Source organism: Streptomyces sp. NPDC048484 (genome assembly GCF_040651415.1).
Classification (GTDB): Bacteria; Actinomycetota; Actinomycetes; order Streptomycetales; family Streptomycetaceae; genus Streptomyces.
This window is the reverse complement of record NZ_JBEZJY010000017.1, coordinates 86486-100504: the sequence shown is the minus strand read 5'-3', so window position 1 is coordinate 100504 and position 14019 is coordinate 86486. Positions and strand designations below refer to the sequence as shown.

Annotated in this window: 16 protein-coding genes and 3 pseudogenes; 10 read left to right on the top strand and 9 right to left on the bottom strand. The window is 67.5% G+C overall.

The genetic code is table 11. The features are described from left to right. Nucleotides 1-31: 31 nt before the first annotated feature. Both AB0D14_RS18925 and AB0D14_RS18920 read right to left on the bottom strand, forming a co-directional pair. On the bottom strand, nt 32-355 hold the full coding sequence (locus AB0D14_RS18925) for a helix-turn-helix transcriptional regulator (protein WP_362780282.1): 324 nt from the start codon (nt 353-355) through the stop codon (nt 32-34). Then, nucleotides 355-729, bottom strand: a complete 375-nt coding sequence (locus AB0D14_RS18920; protein WP_362780438.1) for a type II toxin-antitoxin system RelE/ParE family toxin — start codon at nt 727-729, stop codon at nt 355-357. The genes AB0D14_RS18925 and AB0D14_RS18920 overlap by 1 nt, the downstream gene beginning before the upstream one ends. Between AB0D14_RS18920 and AB0D14_RS18915 the strand changes: the two genes are divergently transcribed. The 7 genes and pseudogenes from AB0D14_RS18915 to AB0D14_RS18885 all read left to right on the top strand — a co-directional run. Then, the gene (locus tag AB0D14_RS18915; RefSeq protein ID WP_362780436.1) at nt 715-1059 is read left to right on the top strand and encodes a hypothetical protein; all 345 of its coding nucleotides are present in this window, start codon (nt 715-717) and stop codon (nt 1057-1059) included. The two genes, AB0D14_RS18920 and AB0D14_RS18915, sit on opposite strands and share 15 nt — an antisense overlap. 159 nt (nt 1060-1218) lie before the next feature. Beyond that, nucleotides 1219-1785, top strand: a complete 567-nt coding sequence (locus AB0D14_RS18910) for a Uma2 family endonuclease (RefSeq protein ID WP_362780280.1) — start codon at nt 1219-1221, stop codon at nt 1783-1785. A gap of 380 nt (nt 1786-2165) precedes the next feature. After that, on the top strand, nt 2166-2432 hold the full coding sequence (locus AB0D14_RS18905; RefSeq protein ID WP_362780278.1) for a hypothetical protein: 267 nt from the start codon (nt 2166-2168) through the stop codon (nt 2430-2432). Further along, nucleotides 2429-2875 (top strand): hypothetical protein, encoded by a 447-nt coding sequence (locus tag AB0D14_RS18900; protein WP_362780277.1) that lies wholly within the window; start codon nt 2429-2431, stop codon nt 2873-2875. The genes AB0D14_RS18905 and AB0D14_RS18900 overlap by 4 nt, the downstream gene beginning before the upstream one ends. Before the next feature lie 423 nt (nt 2876-3298). Further along, the gene (locus AB0D14_RS18895) at nt 3299-3547 is read left to right on the top strand and encodes a type II toxin-antitoxin system CcdA family antitoxin (protein ID WP_362780275.1); all 249 of its coding nucleotides are present in this window, start codon (nt 3299-3301) and stop codon (nt 3545-3547) included. Continuing rightward, the gene (locus tag AB0D14_RS18890; RefSeq protein WP_362780272.1) at nt 3544-3945 is read left to right on the top strand and encodes a PIN domain-containing protein; all 402 of its coding nucleotides are present in this window, start codon (nt 3544-3546) and stop codon (nt 3943-3945) included. The genes AB0D14_RS18895 and AB0D14_RS18890 overlap by 4 nt, the downstream gene beginning before the upstream one ends. A 46-nt stretch (nt 3946-3991) precedes the next feature. Next, nucleotides 3992-4159, top strand: a pseudogene (locus AB0D14_RS18885) (transposase family protein); the annotation flags it as partial. Nucleotides 4160-4234: 75 nt separating this feature from the next. Here the strand turns inward: AB0D14_RS18885 and AB0D14_RS18880 are convergent. The 5 genes from AB0D14_RS18880 to AB0D14_RS18860 all read right to left on the bottom strand — a co-directional run bounded on the left by AB0D14_RS18880 (nt 4235) and on the right by AB0D14_RS18860 (nt 9541). Then, nucleotides 4235-4930, bottom strand: a complete 696-nt coding sequence (locus AB0D14_RS18880) for a toxin glutamine deamidase domain-containing protein (RefSeq protein ID WP_362780271.1) — start codon at nt 4928-4930, stop codon at nt 4235-4237. After that, nucleotides 4930-6003: an ADP-ribosylglycohydrolase family protein gene (locus tag AB0D14_RS18875; RefSeq protein WP_362780434.1), complete on the bottom strand. Its 1074-nt coding sequence runs from the start codon at nt 6001-6003 to the stop codon at nt 4930-4932. The genes AB0D14_RS18880 and AB0D14_RS18875 overlap by 1 nt, the downstream gene beginning before the upstream one ends. A gap of 453 nt (nt 6004-6456) precedes the next feature. Next, complete coding sequence (locus tag AB0D14_RS18870) at nt 6457-8439, bottom strand: putative T7SS-secreted protein (RefSeq protein ID WP_362780269.1); 1983 nt, start codon at nt 8437-8439, stop codon at nt 6457-6459. Continuing rightward, nucleotides 8439-9119 (bottom strand): hypothetical protein, encoded by a 681-nt coding sequence (locus AB0D14_RS18865; RefSeq protein WP_362780268.1) that lies wholly within the window; start codon nt 9117-9119, stop codon nt 8439-8441. The genes AB0D14_RS18870 and AB0D14_RS18865 overlap by 1 nt, the downstream gene beginning before the upstream one ends. Continuing rightward, the gene (locus AB0D14_RS18860; RefSeq protein ID WP_362780265.1) at nt 9116-9541 is read right to left on the bottom strand and encodes a hypothetical protein; all 426 of its coding nucleotides are present in this window, start codon (nt 9539-9541) and stop codon (nt 9116-9118) included. Before AB0D14_RS18860 ends, AB0D14_RS18865 begins: the two co-directional genes overlap by 4 nt. Nucleotides 9542-10571: 1030 nt before the next feature. Between AB0D14_RS18860 and AB0D14_RS18855 the strand changes: the two are divergent. Continuing rightward, nucleotides 10572-10940 (top strand): annotated as a pseudogene (locus AB0D14_RS18855) (hypothetical protein); the annotation flags it as partial. A 215-nt stretch (nt 10941-11155) separates the two neighbouring features. Here the strand turns inward: AB0D14_RS18855 and AB0D14_RS18850 are convergent. After that, nucleotides 11156-12451, bottom strand: coding sequence for a phosphatase PAP2 family protein (locus AB0D14_RS18850; RefSeq protein ID WP_362780262.1), 1296 nt, complete (start codon nt 12449-12451; stop codon nt 11156-11158). Between the two features lie 245 nt (nt 12452-12696). Here AB0D14_RS18850 and AB0D14_RS18845 point away from each other — a divergent pair. Together AB0D14_RS18845 and AB0D14_RS18840 are read left to right on the top strand one after the other, a co-directional pair. After that, nucleotides 12697-12924: pseudogene (locus AB0D14_RS18845) on the top strand (Uma2 family endonuclease); the annotation flags it as partial. A 92-nt stretch (nt 12925-13016) separates the two neighbouring features. Continuing rightward, nucleotides 13017-13352: a deoxyxylulose-5-phosphate synthase gene (locus AB0D14_RS18840; protein WP_362780260.1), complete on the top strand. Its 336-nt coding sequence runs from the start codon at nt 13017-13019 to the stop codon at nt 13350-13352. 202 nt (nt 13353-13554) lie between these two features. Here AB0D14_RS18840 and AB0D14_RS18835 read toward each other — a convergent pair whose 3' ends face one another. After that, entirely contained in the window at nt 13555-13911 is a 357-nt protein-coding gene (locus AB0D14_RS18835; protein ID WP_362780258.1) for a MerR family transcriptional regulator, read from the bottom strand. Between the last annotated feature and the right edge of the window lie 108 nt (nt 13912-14019).

Genomic DNA, 14019 nt, shown 5'->3' with positions numbered 1-14019 from the left:
ATCATGGTCCGGGTCCTTCGGTGGTTCGGCTTCAGGCGGCATGCGGGGTGAAGGTGACGCGGGAGTCGCCCTCGTCGATGGCCAGGTTCAGGGTGCCGTCCAGCGCCTTGGCCAGGCGTCGCAGCAGCGGGAGCGTCGGCACGGTGTCGCCGCCCTCCATCCGGGACACCTGAGGCTGTGTCATCCCTGCCCGCTCGGCCAGCTCGGCCTGGGACAGGCCGAGTTCGATCCGACGGTCGTAGACCGCCTGCCCGAGATCGCCGGCCAGCCGCGCATCGACGTACTCCTGGTCGCACTCCACCGCCTCACCCGCAAGCTGCCGGGCCCGGCGCGTCCTCCACGTACTGTGACTCATCAACTCTCCTTGCGCCGATCGTAGGTGTGCTCGGCCCGGTCGTGCTCGGCCTCGCAGACCTTCAGGGCCTGAAGCGCCCGCTCGACTTCCGCCGCCTCACGCATCCTCGTCTTACGGAACACCGTCAACAGAACGATCCGCTGCCCGGGAGCAAGCCAGTACGGGATGCGCACGGCCTCGCCGTCTAGCTCGAAGCGCAGCTCACGCAGCTTGCCGCCCAGGTGACGCGAGTACGGCTCACCGAGCGTCGTCGGCCTGCCCAAGAGACGGTCCGTCTTGTCCTCCACCCGCCGGTAGAGGCGGAACGGAAGCAGCTCCAGCCAATCCCGCGCCTCGGGTTCGATCTCGAGCTGTGCAGGATGCCCGTGAAGGATGAGCTGGCCCGGCGCCGGTACGAGAAGTTGATCGATCGCCTTGAGTCGCTGATGCGGGCCGCCCTCAAGCCCGAGTACCAGGGCTACTACGGGCAGCTGATCCTGAGCGGCGACGATCTTGCCGAGATGGGCAAGCTCAGGGATGTCCGGGGTGCCGCTCGGGAGGCGGGGCGCCGTCTTGGCTGGAAGACGGCCACTCGTCTCGTCGGTGGCCGACTCTTCGTGCTCGACAAGCGGGAGGTACCCGAGGAGATCGAGCGGCTGGCCTGGGATGCGGCCGCTGCTGCGATTCACCGGGCCTGGCAGGAAGGCCGCCGACCGCGCGGCTGATCCGGAGCCGGGGAGACGCAAGGAGCCGCCCCACCGCGACAGTGCGATGGGGCGGCCCTCTCGTACGGCTCTCCGGCACCAAGCGTGCCGGACGGATGGCAGACACTACGCTGAGCCCAGCGGGATCTGGCCCGCAGCACAGTGTCCGGGAGGTGCTTCATGACGGCCGAGATGATGGCCCCGGCGTGGATGCATGAGCAGATCACGGCGGAGGAGTACGAGTCCTGGTCCGATGAGCAGTGCGCCGGTATCGAGATCGTGGACGGGATGGTCGTCGTGAGTCCGAGTGCGTCCAAACGGCACAACCGGCTGGCCCGGATTGTGGCGAACGCCCTGGATGCCGCCGCGGGCGCGGAGTGGAACGCCGACACGGACTTCGACGTCCGGCTTCAGGACGTCCCGCTCACCAATCGGCGACCGGACGTCGTCGTGTACCGCGCAGACACGATCGACATCACCCCCACCCGCCCTGAGCACGTGCTGCTGGTCGCGGAGGTGGTGTCGCCAGGCTCGGAGACCACCGACCGGATCGTGAAGGTCGACCAGTACGCCAAGGCAGGCATCGGCTTCTACTGGCGTATCGAGCAGGCCGCGACAGGCGTTCCTCTCGTGTACACCTACGTTCTCGACCCCGCGACGAAGACCTACCGGGACGGAGACGTATTCACCGGAGCCCTCAAGGTAGCGGCCCCCTTCCCCGTGGAGATCGGCCTCGGCCAGATCTGACCACGCGCTGCGCAGGAGCCAGCAGCGCGTGAGCGATGCGTGAGAGGACTGCCCGATACAGGGCGGCATGAGCCGGATCAAGTGGCTCGCCGTTGCGTTCTGACCAGGGGAAACAGGACCGCGCGGCAGCGCCAGGCACCACCCGGCAAGGAGTCGATCCCGCTCCTAAAGCGGGTGTCGCAGGTTCGAATCCTGCCGGGGGCACAACCTGCGTAACAGGTCAGAGGATTACAGGCCCCCTATTCCGTCTGGACGGGGGCCTGTTTCATGATCGAATGCCGCATAGATGCCAGACCTCCACGCGCACCCGAGACGCGTCTCTCGCAGACCTGCACGGTGTCCGCTGGGCCGCATCGGACAAAACCTGGCATACTTCAAGTATGGCAACTCGGAAGATCACTATCACCGTGCCGGAAGAGCTGGTGGAATCGATCAAGGAGCGCGTTGACGCGCGCGGGGTATCCGGCTACATCGCCGCAGCCGCAGCTCATCAGGACGCCATGGACCGACTGCGCGAGTTGGCCGAGCGTCTCGAAGAAGAGCACGGAACCGTGACGGACGACGAGCAGCAAGCAGCGCTGGACCGCATCGCCGCCATCGACGGCTGGCATGACGAGCAGCGATCGAGTTCGGACGAGGCCGCGTGAGCCGCACCGCACGAGCGAAGCTGCACCGCCCGCGACAGCGCGTCTTCGTGTTCGACTCCGAGGCTCTCTCCAAGGCGGTCCAGGGCGACCGGGAGGTGGTCGCCCTGATCAAGACGGCTCCGCGGCTCGACGTCCCGATCGTCACCTCGGCACTCACGACCCTGGAGGCATGGGACCCCCGCGAAACGTCGAGGCAGGCACTGTGGAACTGGACGCTGTCCCGGATCCGCATCGTGCACACTGACGACCAGGTGATCGCCATGGCGCGAGACATGCTGAAAACAGCCGGCCTGCATGGGCACAAGTACGCCATCGACGCCATTCTGGCGGCTGTGGCCGGGCGGGAAGCCGCGCAGGGAGCTCAGGCAACCGTCTTCACCTCGGACACCGACGACATGAATCAACTCCTCGCGGGACACTCCGTGCGAGTAGAGAAGGTGTGACGAGTCGCCCGCACCTCACTGCGGCCACTCGCCAGCTCCCCGAGCAACCCGTGCCTTCTTCGGACAACCTCCACCGGCACGCATGCAGCACACACGGGGACGGGAAGCACCGTGAACGCGTTAGAACCGCGGAGGAGCGTTTCCCAGGCCAGACACCCTGCGACCCACGTTTCCGCAAGTCAAAGCATCGCCCAGAGGAAACCCCTAAAGCGGGTGTCGCAGGTTCGAATCCTGCCGGGGCACAACGTCGATCAGGGGCTGGGCCCCCGGAACTGCCTGGTCAGGGCAGGCTCGGGGGCCCTTCTCTTGCCTCCCACTCCCGCGCTGCCTCCCTCGCTCCGGGAACGCGGACCGCCCTGACGCTCACCCGGGAGCGGCAATCACACGCAAGCCACTGTGCGCATACTCCAGCATGCTTCCCGCATGTCCTCAACGACTCGTATCACTGTCACCCTGCCCAGCGACCAGGTGGCAGAGCTTCGCAAGCTCACTGACAACGTCTCCGGCTACGTAGCGGAAGCAGTAGCCCGCCAGATCCGGCACCAGCTGCTGGGCGACGACCTACGACGCCATGAAGAGGACCACGGGAAGTTCAGCGACGAGGAGCGGGCGGAGGCCCGGTCGAAGATCCTTGGTGCCCTTGCCCCCTCCAAGAACGCGGACGCCGCATGAGCGAGCGCATCGAGACCGTTGTCCTGGACTCCGAGGGACTCTCGGCCTGGATCACGCAGGGCCGAAAGTTCCTCGCACTGGTGCCGGTGTTCCACAAGATGGGTGCCGACCTCGTCATCGGGGCGAATACCATCGTGGAGGTCAGCCACTCGCGTACCGACGTTCCGCGTCTCAGCTGGGCTCTGTCACGAATCAAGGTGGAACCGGTCACCGAGCAGGCGGCGAAGGCCGCTGCGGAGCTCCTCAAGGAAGCCGGACTGCACGGCCGCAAGTACGCCATCGACGCGACCGTGGCCGAAGTGGCACTGCGCCAGCCAAGGCCGGTCGCGCTGCTGACGTCCGACAGCGACGACATGACAAAACTCTGCGGCAAACACGTGCGGATCATCCCCCTCTGAATCGTCCGATGCTCCGCGGAGTGCACCTCGGCGCCTCTTCATCGAAATGGTCGTCGGCGTACAACAGTTGACGCAGCAACAGCACAGGCACGAGACCGGCCGCCTGCGCGCCCACCTCCAGCGCGTACCCGACCCGCGTTCGCGTCGCGGGCGGTGGTATCCCCTGGTCGGCCTGCTGCTGATCTACGCCTGCGCAGTCGTCTCCGGCGCCCGGACCGTCACCGAGAGACCTCGGGTACCGGGATTGCGGACAAGGCGCTTGTTCCGTCGTCTTCCGGGGATTCCGCGATCAGAGGGCAGCAAGATCCGTAGGCAGTGCCCGGATCAGAACCACGTCGTGTACCCACTGCTCATCAAGCCGGGCGACGGACGCGGTGAGTGGGTCGGCGAAGACCGTCCGGCCTTGGCCGTTATGGGCGTAGAGCAGGTTGCCGGTGGCCTCGCGGCCGCCGATCGCGCGGCGGATCCAGAGCACGCCGCGGGTGTCGGGACCCGGGGTCTGGATGGCTTCGAGTACGTCGTCCCAGCTGTGTACGGATACGTGTGCGAAGTGCGGGAAGTGGCGGCGGCGCAGCCTGGCCCACCAGCCTGGGGCTTCGTGGGCGGGCTGCCAGGGGGCGGCGGCCGACGGGTGACCGTCGATACCGGAGTGCACGGCGGCTACGCAGCCGCGGGCGTTGATCCTGCGGTTCTGCGCGGTGATCCGGCGGGCGGCCTCCTCCGGCGGCACCGATTCCATATCCGCAAGTGGTGCGCTCGATGTCGGATGGAACGGATAGCCGCCGATCTTGGGGACCACGACGGAGGCCGCCAGCATCGGGGTGCGTGGGAAGCCGGGCTGGGCCAGGGTGCGGCACGCCATCAGCCAGGCCGTGTCCGTCTCGTGCACGGGGTGCGGCACGGCGAGTTCGACGAGTCCGCCGTAGATCCCGTCGAGCCATGCCGCTGCCCTCTGGGCCGGGTCCTGTACGACGGGAGCCGTCATCAGGAAGCGTCGTCCCAGAGGGCGGCCAGTGAGACGATGCGGTCCTTGTACTCCAGGGGTTCGCGCCACTCCGGCACCCAGTACAGGATTCCGTGCTTGGCCCCGGCGAAGGCGCCCGCGAGGGCAGCGATCGAGTCCGAGTCGCCGGAGGAGTGGGCGGCGCGTGCCACGGCTCCTCGCGCGTCGCCGTCGACGACAAGGAAGCTGTACAGGGCCGTGGCCAGGGCCTCCTCAGCGACCCAGCCGGCACCGACGGCCTCGGACGGGTCGCGCTCCTGATCCTTGCTACGCAGTGCCGTGGCCGCGGTATCCAGGGCGCGTAGGCACTCGTCCCAGCCGAAGGCGATGAACGACTTCGGGTCCGGGGCGCCCGCCTTGTTCCACAGGTCACCGAGCCACTCGGCGTGGTAGGTGTGCCGGGACTCCTGCGCGTACGCGCGGAGCCGGGGAAGCAGGTCGTCGAGCTTGCAGCCGTACGCGAGCAGCCAGGTGGCGTGGGCTGTCAGGTCGCTGGCCGCGAGCGCGGTGGGGTGCCCGTGGGTGAGGGCCGCCTGCAACTGGGCGATGCCTGCTCGCTGTTCAGGACTCAGGCCGGGGATGAGGGCGACGGGGGTGACGCGCATGTTGGCACCGCAGCCCTTGGAACCGATGACGGTGGCGTCCTGCCAGCGGATGCCGCGTTCGAGGGCGACGCAGGCATTGAGGCAGGTCTGACCAGGCGCGCGGTTGTTGTCGGGGTCGTGCAGCCAGGCCACGAAGTGCTTGCGCAGGGCAGCCTCGACCGTGGCCGGAGTGAGCGCGGCGGCGGTCGGGCCCGCGCCGCGCGTCCTGCCGCGGGTGCCGGGTTCGCCCGCACCGGCCTCGACCAACGCTTCCCCGACCGCCAGCGCCATCTGGGTATCGTCGGTGACCCGGACGATGTCACCCTCGGAGAGCGGAAGACCCATCTCCCGCCACGAGCCGAACTTGGCCGCGATCTGGGCCATGTTGAGGAACTCAGTGGGGTAGCCCATGGCGTCACCGATGGCCAGACCGAAGAGGGAACCGGCGGCGGCGAACCGGACACGTTTCAGCGTGGAATGGCCGGCGAGCTCGCGCAGTGCATCCAGGCTGGGCGCTTCGGCGGGGGATCCTTGAACGATGTGCATGGATGCCACGGAGGCCCCCTGCTGGATCAGCTCGGTCACCGTCTGGGACGGTGCGAGGCCGCGAGCCTTGCCCGCGATCAACTGTTCCTTCCATGCAGTGCCCAGATTGACGGCCTCGCTGCCCCTCGAATGCACGGGGACCCAACTCGCGGCGTCGTCCGCATCGTTGAACCACAGGTAGCCGACCAGATCGTGCCCGGCGTCGGTCACGGCCACGTACCGCACGGGCCCACTGGTCCTGAACCTGTAGCGGGGCGGGCCTCCAGAGACGGTGATGCCTGCCCCATCGTCCTCCCAGATACGGGGGTTCGTCGTGCGCTTGACGAAGCGGGGTGCGGAGTCACGATCGCGGGTCATGGGAGCTTTCCTCTTCTATTTCTATTGCTTCGGCAGGACGTCGCCGTAGATGTGCCACTGGCCACCGTCCTCGAAAGCCCGTGTCACTTGGTATTCGGTGCCGCGCCCGAGGAGAAGCTCCCGCTCCCCCATACCGAATTTGCCGACATTCTCGATCCACATTGCCGGATGACCTTCAGGAACCCGAAGGTGCAGGATGGCCTTGCTGTCCTTGAAGGCAGCAACGGCCCCGTTGTCACCGAGCGAGGTCGACATGAAGCCTCTGTCGCCGAGCACCTGTCCGATCAGGTCGTCGGGTGCGTCAACCTTGAGGTGGTTGATGCCCTGGCCCCGGACCACCGTGATGTCCTCCGGCACCGGGCGGCCGGCCAGCGCCTTGTCAGCGTCCTCGATGTGCTGGAGAACGTCGGGAGTGCCCAGGTCGGCGTCGCCGCGAAGGTAGCCGTTCATCTCCTTGTACGTGGCGTAGTTCGAGTTCGCGGCTCCGCTGTGTTCGTCCGAGTAGTCCCAGAGCGCCTTCTTGCCCGATTCGGGCAGGTTGTCCGCGTAGTCGTTCCAAACTTCGCGTCCATAGGAGACCGCCTCACCCTCGTCCGCGAACTGCCGAGCCCCGCCACTGATTTCGCTGGACGCGAGGGCATGCTTCTCCTCGACGCCGAGCTGGGCGAACTCCTTCTGTGAGAGCTGCGAGGGCTGCGAGGGCTGCGAGGAGGACGAGAGACCGTCATCCGCATGCTTCGCCACCCCCGCATCGACGTCATCCAGCTTCCACGAATCCGGCAGATGCGGCCCCTTGCCGACCGCGGTCTCCGCCGACCGCACACCCCTGGCCGCCACATTCGTCGCCGCGGCCTCCGTGCCCTCTTTCACGGCCAGCCGCAGCCCTCCCTTGGCCAGGCCCGCGCCCTTGGTTCCGATGAGTTCGGGGATGAGGCGGCCGATGAACTCGGAGGGGTCCTTCTTGAAGCCGTCGACGGCGGCCTGGACCACGCGTTCGGGGTGGGTGGCGGTGGAGACCAGGCCGGACAGCGTCATATTGACGTTCTGGTAGTACGCGGCCGGGTGGGTGAGGTTGTAGGGGTCGGTGGGGTTGAGCCCGCGGGCGAAGTTGAGCAGGCCCGCGGTGCCCTTGAGCGCGCCACCGGCGACGTGGGTGAGCTCGGTGTAGTACGCCTGGTAGCCGTCGACGATGTCGTTGCCGATGCGGTCGAGGGGCGGCGGTTCGGCAGGTGCGTGGGCGAGGGCGGCTCTGATGGCGGCGGCCGCCTTGGCCGACGCCTCGTTACGTCCACGGCGGGCGTCCGCGAGGATGTCGGCGGCCTTGTCCATGTCGGCCTTGCCCGCGCCGTCGTCGAAGGGCTCGGGCTTCGGTCCTGGATCCTCACCTGACAGAGCCTTGACGTTGTACGCGTCGGCCTTCTTGTTGTACGCCTCGGCAGCCGCCTTGTAGGTCCGCTCGCCCTTCTTGTAGAGGTCGATGGCGTCCTGCGCCTTGTCCTGCGCCCACTTGACCGTGTCGGCGTACGAGTCCAGGACCCTGGCTGCGTCCTCGCAGGCGTCGGCGGCCTGCATCCACTTGGTGGGGTGCATCTCGAACTTCCGCCGGAAGGCGTCCCCGCCCTCGCCGGTCCAGCCCGACGAGCGCACCTTCTTCATGCCCTGCCCGACATGGTCGAAGGCGGTGTAGAAGTCCTTCAGATGCTTGGCGCTCTCCCGGACCTTGCCCGGGTTGCCGTGGACCAGCTCGGTCGGGTCCTCGGTGTGGCCAAGGCCCTGCTCGCTGGGGGTGGCTCCGAGCCCGGCCGCGACACGGTCACCCGCCTCGTGGACCCAGTCGCCGGCCTTGTCCAGGCCGACCTCGTCGAGCGCGTCGCCGGTCTTGTCGCTGACGTAGTCGACGCCCTCACCGAGCTTCTCCTTGCCCGCGTCGATCAGGTTCTCGCCGGCCTTCAGGCCGGTGTTGATGCCGCCCGTGATGCCGTCGACGACATCACCGAAGCCCATCAGCCCCCGCCCTGCTGCTCGGCGGCCTTGGCACGGGCCTCCGGCGAGGGACCGAACGTCTCGTCCAGCCACTGGTCGTACTCGGCGTCGGGCACACCGGCCGCGCCGTGCAGGTTCTCCGGGTTGAGGCCCAGCGGGCCCACCGTGCGCGAGGTCATGACGTCGCGGCCGGCGTCCTTCCAGCCCTGCTCCACATTGGCGTTGGCCTTGTCCCAGGACTCCTTGCTGTAGTCCACGCCGCCGAAGGCACCCGAGGTGGCGATGTCGCCCCACCCCTGCCTGGTGACCTCGTCCTCGGTCGCGTACGGATTGCCGATCGCCGCGTTCGTGACGACCTTGAAGGTCCCCTCGACGTACTGTTCGACCTCGTAGTACGTGCCCGCCGACAGGCCCACGTTCTGCGCGAACTCGTTCCCCTCGTTCACCAGCGTGCGTACGCCCCACTCCCAGCGCGTGCAGAACGAGTCGAACGCCTCGGTCACGTCGTCGGTTCCCAGCTCCAGGCCGGACAGAGCGAGGTCGCTGAAGCCACGCCCGGCCCCTGCCACGCCGGCCATGCCCAGCTCCTTGAGCTCACCGAGCGCCTCGGTAAGGCCCTTTGTGATCAGCTCCAGGCCCTGAGCCCTGAGATCCTTACCGCCCTCGGTGCCGCCGCCCCCGCCGCCCGCATCCGCCCTCATACCTTGTACTCCGTGAAGTGGTCATCACCATCGAGCGCGGCCTCGTCCGGCACGATCCCCCGCACCGGCGGGAACACCATCCCGTCCGGGCCGTCCGCGCAGTCCAGGGCCACCCCGCAGGGCACCCCCGCCGCGGGAACCGCCACGTCGAGCAAGCGGGCGCCGAGGATCGACTGGTACGCCCACTCGCGGGCGTACGCGCCACGCGCCTTGGCATAACGGGCCAGGGCCTGCTCGTCGGAGAAGGCGAGAATGAAGCGCATGCCGTTGAGATCAGCGGTCAGCAAGCCGCGTTCCTCTTCCGGGTCGTCCGGGGCGTCCCCGTCGCCGAGCGGCACCAGAACCGCCGTGCGGCGGAACTCTCCCAGCAGTTCCGCGAACGCCTGCTTGCGGGACGCTGCTTCGGGGTCCGCGTAGCTCATGGGCGCAGGCGCCTCAGGCGATGGATCGCTCTGCGGCGGCGTCGAGGTCTCGGCCGGCGCCCGCGTCTCATGCCACCTGGCCGGCTGGGCGGGCTGGGCGGAAGCGCCCGACGTCAGCCAGTCCGGCGCAGACGTTTTTGTGTCACTTGGTGCCGGTCCAGCCATGTCGGCGTAGTCCGTGAACGGCGACCGTCGCCCCTGCTCGGGCAGCGAGGCACTCCCGTTGTTGTCAGCCACGCCCAGCATCCTCACACCCCGACGTTCTCGATCGCAACGCAAGGTGCCCTTGGCCACATCCCGCACATGATCTCCACCGGCAGCTCGCCGGGAAGAACACCGTCGAACCCGATGGGCTGTCGGCGTCGCTTGAACCGTGGCTCTTCCAAGATTTCCGTGAAGCCGGTCATGCTTCCGTGCGCCAGTGACGTTCCGTCATGGATGGCGGGATGCTCGGTCAGTGTGCAGAGTTGCTGAAGACGGTGTTTCCGCACCTCGGCGGGGCGCTAGTGGAGCAAGTGGTGGCAGAGGGCGGTCTGTTACGGATCGTGGCGGTACAAGCCGGCCTGCGGCCTCGGTGATCGCCAAGTCCGCCTGGGCACAGGCTCACATACGTGTCGGCTGTGATGGTGATCGAGGAATGGCGGACACCCGGCCGCATAGGCCAGCGTTGCCGCGCCGTGGCGCAGTTCGTGAAGCAGGACCGGCGGGAGGCAATGCCCTCGCACACCTCGATGAACCGCCTGGTGACGCTGGCGAGGTGGATCAGTTCTCCGTTCCAGCGGGTGAAGAGCCCGCCATGACGTTCGGCAGCACGACCTCAGCAGGGCGACACAAGAGCGGCCCACCACGTGTATCAGGTGGGCCGCTCTCGCTCCCTCAGGCGGGACCGGGATCGAAGATCTCGCGTCCACCAATCCGGCGCCAGATAACGTGCGGCTCACCTTCGCGGAGTTCGTCTCCGTACTGCCAGGTGGCGCGCCCGTCAGGCGCCCAAGTCATTTCCATGATGGGACGCTCACCGTCAGGGAGCCTGAACGGGATCGATCCGTTCGACCTGGGCGCGCTGCTCACCGACCCGGCCCTGTACGCCATTCTCGTCGCCGGAATCGGAGGTATGTACCTGCACACCGTCGCGCTGCAGATCGGCTCCGTGAACGGGGCGACGGCGGCGCTGGTGGTCGGCGAGACCGTGCTGCCCGGCATGATCGGCGTCTGGTGGCTGGGGGACGCCTCACGCCCCGGCTTCGCCTGGCTGGCGGTGACCGGCTTCGTCCTGACGGTCTCGGGCGCGGTCGCGGTGGCCTGGTTCGGCGCGCCGGAGACCGCCGGGAAGGACGTCCCGGCCCCGACCGACACCCCTACCCAGAACCCTGCGCTTGCCCAAAACCGAGCCCGGTAGCGTCGGGGACCGGCACGGGGACTGCCGCTCCCCGGATGACACCACCGGCGGCAACCTTCGCGTAAGAGCATCTCCGCCTGCTCGACCTCGGCCGCCGTCCCTTCCTGGAAGACCACGACAGGGAAGAGGCCGGCGTGGTTCAGATCGGTGGCCGCTCTGGCCACACCCCTGGAGCTCACGACAACACGCTTTCAACCTCGGTGATGCAACGCGGCTCAGACTGGTTCGGGTTGCGGTTCCAGTTGCCGCAGTGGTGCGACCGTCGGTTCCCATAGTTTGACGGTCCGCCTGTAGGCGTAGACCACTGAAGTCATCGCCAGAACGAGAAGTGGCCCGAAAACCTCCGGATGTCTGGCCATCTCCATCGGCAGATAGCGGTACGACACCAAGAGCGCGGCAAAGACCGTAGCGCCGTAGATGACCAGCTGGATTCCTGGCCGCTCCCAGCCACGGTCGAGCGAGCGCAGCGCTGCCTCGATCGTGAGCGCGAACACCACGCCGACGACGAGATCCACGCCGTAGTGGTAGCCGAATCCCAGCGTCGCAGCGAGCGTGGCAATCAGCCAGAACGTGCCCGCGAACCGCAGCATCCGTGGGGCTCTGCGGGAGTGAATGAAGATCGCCGTAGCCCACGCTGTGTGCAGGCTGGGCATGCAGTTGCGGGGGGTGATCCCGTCGTACGACATCGGGTGCGGGGTGTTGATCGGCGGCGGCGTGTCCGGCCACAGGTCGGCCACCGCCCATTGCACGCCGCCTGTGCCGGAGGCACCCGGGCCGTAGGCGAAGACCGGTCCGACCACCGGGAAGATCATGTAGACGGCCGGCCCGAGAAGGCCGATCACCAGGAATGTGCGTATCAGATGATGGCCCGGGAAGCCGCGCTCGACCGCCACGTTGCGCAGCTGGTACAGCGCGACGACAAGCGCAGCCACCGCAAGCTGCGCGTAGACCAATTGGAGAACATGGGTGCTGATCGGGCCGGTGGCCTTGACGATCCGGCCCGCCAGCCACGACGGGTTGCCCAGCGCCTGATCGGCGGTTGCCACGTACTGGTCGAGCACCACCGAGCGGGTCTTCGCCGTGATCAGGAGCCAGGTATCGCCAATCTTGCGGCCGGCCACCAGCAGCAGGCCCAGCCCGACACCCTTCAGCAGCAGGACACGTTCCCGGCCGGTACGGCGCGTGACAGCGATGACCGCACAGCCCAACATCACCCACAACGCACCGTTTCCGAAGGAATGGCCGTCGGCCATCTTGGCGTCTGCTGCCCACCGCACCAGCAGGAAGACGATGTCGATACCGATCGCGGCACCAGCCGCGATGAACCGTTGCCGCCAGGTGAGCACCACCATCATCAACGCCATACCGCCGTACAGCGGCCCCGGTTTCGGGGCAAAGATCAGGGCCTCCACCTGGCTGGTGATCGGCCCCGGTTGACCGTAGCGGCGTGCAGCGATCTCCAGTGCGATGAGGAAGCCAAGAGCCACCACACCCGTCGTGACCCACAGCATCGCGCGCCAACGGTGCGACGCGACCAATGCAACTATGCCGCTTATCTGAAACAACGCCCGTGATGCTATGGATTTCAATCTTTTGGCCGATTTATTCGAATAGTTCGACAGATGAAACGCGATGGGCAGCCATCGCGAGTTCGAACATGCTATCGGGGTCAGGTTGCGGCTTCGCCGCATCGTGGGATGGCAGTACGCCGAATCCAGCGGGATCAGGCCCCAGGACAGTGTCCGGGAGGTGCTTCATGACGGCCGAGATGATGGCCCCGGCGTGGATGCATGAGCAGATCACGGCGGAGGAGTACGAGTCCTGGTCCGAGGAACAGTGCGACGGCATTGAGATCGTGGACGGGATGGTCGTCGTAAGTCCGAGTGCGTCCAAGCGGCACAACCGGCCGGCCCGGATTCCGGCGAACGCCCTGGATGCCGCCGCGGGCCCGGAGCGGAACGCCGACACTGCCTACCAAGTACGGTCGGCCGTCGACGCCCCACCTCGGCTGAAGAGCCCGTACAGCATGCCGGAAATCTGTCGAGCCCGACCCTGCGTCAGCTCTACCCTTGCCGCATGACCCATGGAAAGACCTCGTACGTTTGCCTGCCCTGCCGGGCCTCGTACAAGCAGCCCTACCCCGGCTACTACGACCACGACCGGGTCTGTCCACGCTGCGCCGAACCACTGATCCACGTCGGCTCCGCTTTCGCGGCCCCCAAGAGGCGGGACACCGCCGCCTGGCGCACCCTCTCCGTGCTGCTGCACGCCGGTGTGCGCTTCCACAAGAGCTGTTGCGGCGGCCCCGGTTACCGCCCGCACACCCTCAGCGAGGTGCGCGAGCGGATGGCCCACGCCCGGACCACCGGAGAACCGTTCGCTCAGGCGTTGGTCCGCCGCGACCTGCCCTAGCAGCCCGAAAACAGAGGTCTCTCCGCCGCGGCCTGCCCTGCCCACCGCTGCCCGGCGTGTGTCCGGGGTAGCGAGAGCGACGAAGGCTGTTTCGACGGCCTCCGGATACGCCTGGGGCTTCCCGTGGCCGGCCAGTGCCCGGTAGATGCCGGACAGGGTAGATGCCGGACAGGTCGGGGCCTCACCCCTCGCGACGGGTTGATCAGTCCTGCGCCACGTTCGCCGCGGTCACATTCTCGATCACGCGGCCGAGTTTGGTCTTGGCCCGGGTCAGGTCCTGGATGCGTGCGGCGATGCGGTCGCGTTCGATGACGAGCTGGTCGAGCATGGCGGGGGTCGCGACGCCGGTGCTCACGCACGGCAGGAGTTCGACGACGGTACGGCTGGAGAGGCCGGCCGCGAAGAGGTCCTGGATGAGCTGGACCCGCTCCATGGCTTCGTCGGGATAGTCACGCTGCCCACCGGACGTCCGCGTCGATTCCAGGAGCCGCTGTTCCTCGTAGTAGCGCAGGGCCCGCACACTGACCCCTGACCGCCTGGCGAGCTGTCCGATGCGCATGGCGCAGGTCACTCCCTTCCCGCTCGTACCTCACGTTGACGTCAAGTTCAGGTTAGCGATACCGGCTACGGGGCAACCCTTCTTCGGCCGGGCGGCAGTTGCGACTTG

What these genes read in the sequence shown, in the direction of transcription:
- AB0D14_RS18925 (WP_362780282.1), bottom strand. Translation starts at nt 355, where the DNA reads ATGAGTCACAGTACGTGGAGGACGCGCCGGGCCCGGCAGCTTGCGGGT.
- AB0D14_RS18915 (WP_362780436.1), top strand. Translation starts at nt 715, where the DNA reads ATGCCCGTGAAGGATGAGCTGGCCCGGCGCCGGTACGAGAAGTTGATC.
- AB0D14_RS18910 (WP_362780280.1), top strand. Translation starts at nt 1,219, where the DNA reads ATGACGGCCGAGATGATGGCCCCGGCGTGGATGCATGAGCAGATCACG.
- AB0D14_RS18905 (WP_362780278.1), top strand. Translation starts at nt 2,166, where the DNA reads ATGGCAACTCGGAAGATCACTATCACCGTGCCGGAAGAGCTGGTGGAA.
- AB0D14_RS18895 (WP_362780275.1), top strand. Translation starts at nt 3,299, where the DNA reads ATGTCCTCAACGACTCGTATCACTGTCACCCTGCCCAGCGACCAGGTG.
- AB0D14_RS18890 (WP_362780272.1), top strand. Translation starts at nt 3,544, where the DNA reads ATGAGCGAGCGCATCGAGACCGTTGTCCTGGACTCCGAGGGACTCTCG.
- AB0D14_RS18880 (WP_362780271.1), bottom strand. Translation starts at nt 4,930, where the DNA reads ATGACGGCTCCCGTCGTACAGGACCCGGCCCAGAGGGCAGCGGCATGG.
- AB0D14_RS18870 (WP_362780269.1), bottom strand. Translation starts at nt 8,439, where the DNA reads ATGGGCTTCGGTGATGTCGTCGACGGCATCACGGGCGGCATCAACACC.
- AB0D14_RS18865 (WP_362780268.1), bottom strand. Translation starts at nt 9,119, where the DNA reads ATGAGGGCGGATGCGGGCGGCGGGGGCGGCGGCACCGAGGGCGGTAAG.
- AB0D14_RS18860 (WP_362780265.1), bottom strand. Translation starts at nt 9,541, where the DNA reads ATGAGCTACGCGGACCCCGAAGCAGCGTCCCGCAAGCAGGCGTTCGCG.
- AB0D14_RS18850 (WP_362780262.1), bottom strand. Translation starts at nt 12,451, where the DNA reads ATGCTGTGGGTCACGACGGGTGTGGTGGCTCTTGGCTTCCTCATCGCA.
- AB0D14_RS18840 (WP_362780260.1), top strand. Translation starts at nt 13,017, where the DNA reads ATGACCCATGGAAAGACCTCGTACGTTTGCCTGCCCTGCCGGGCCTCG.
- AB0D14_RS18835 (WP_362780258.1), bottom strand. Translation starts at nt 13,911, where the DNA reads ATGCGCATCGGACAGCTCGCCAGGCGGTCAGGGGTCAGTGTGCGGGCC.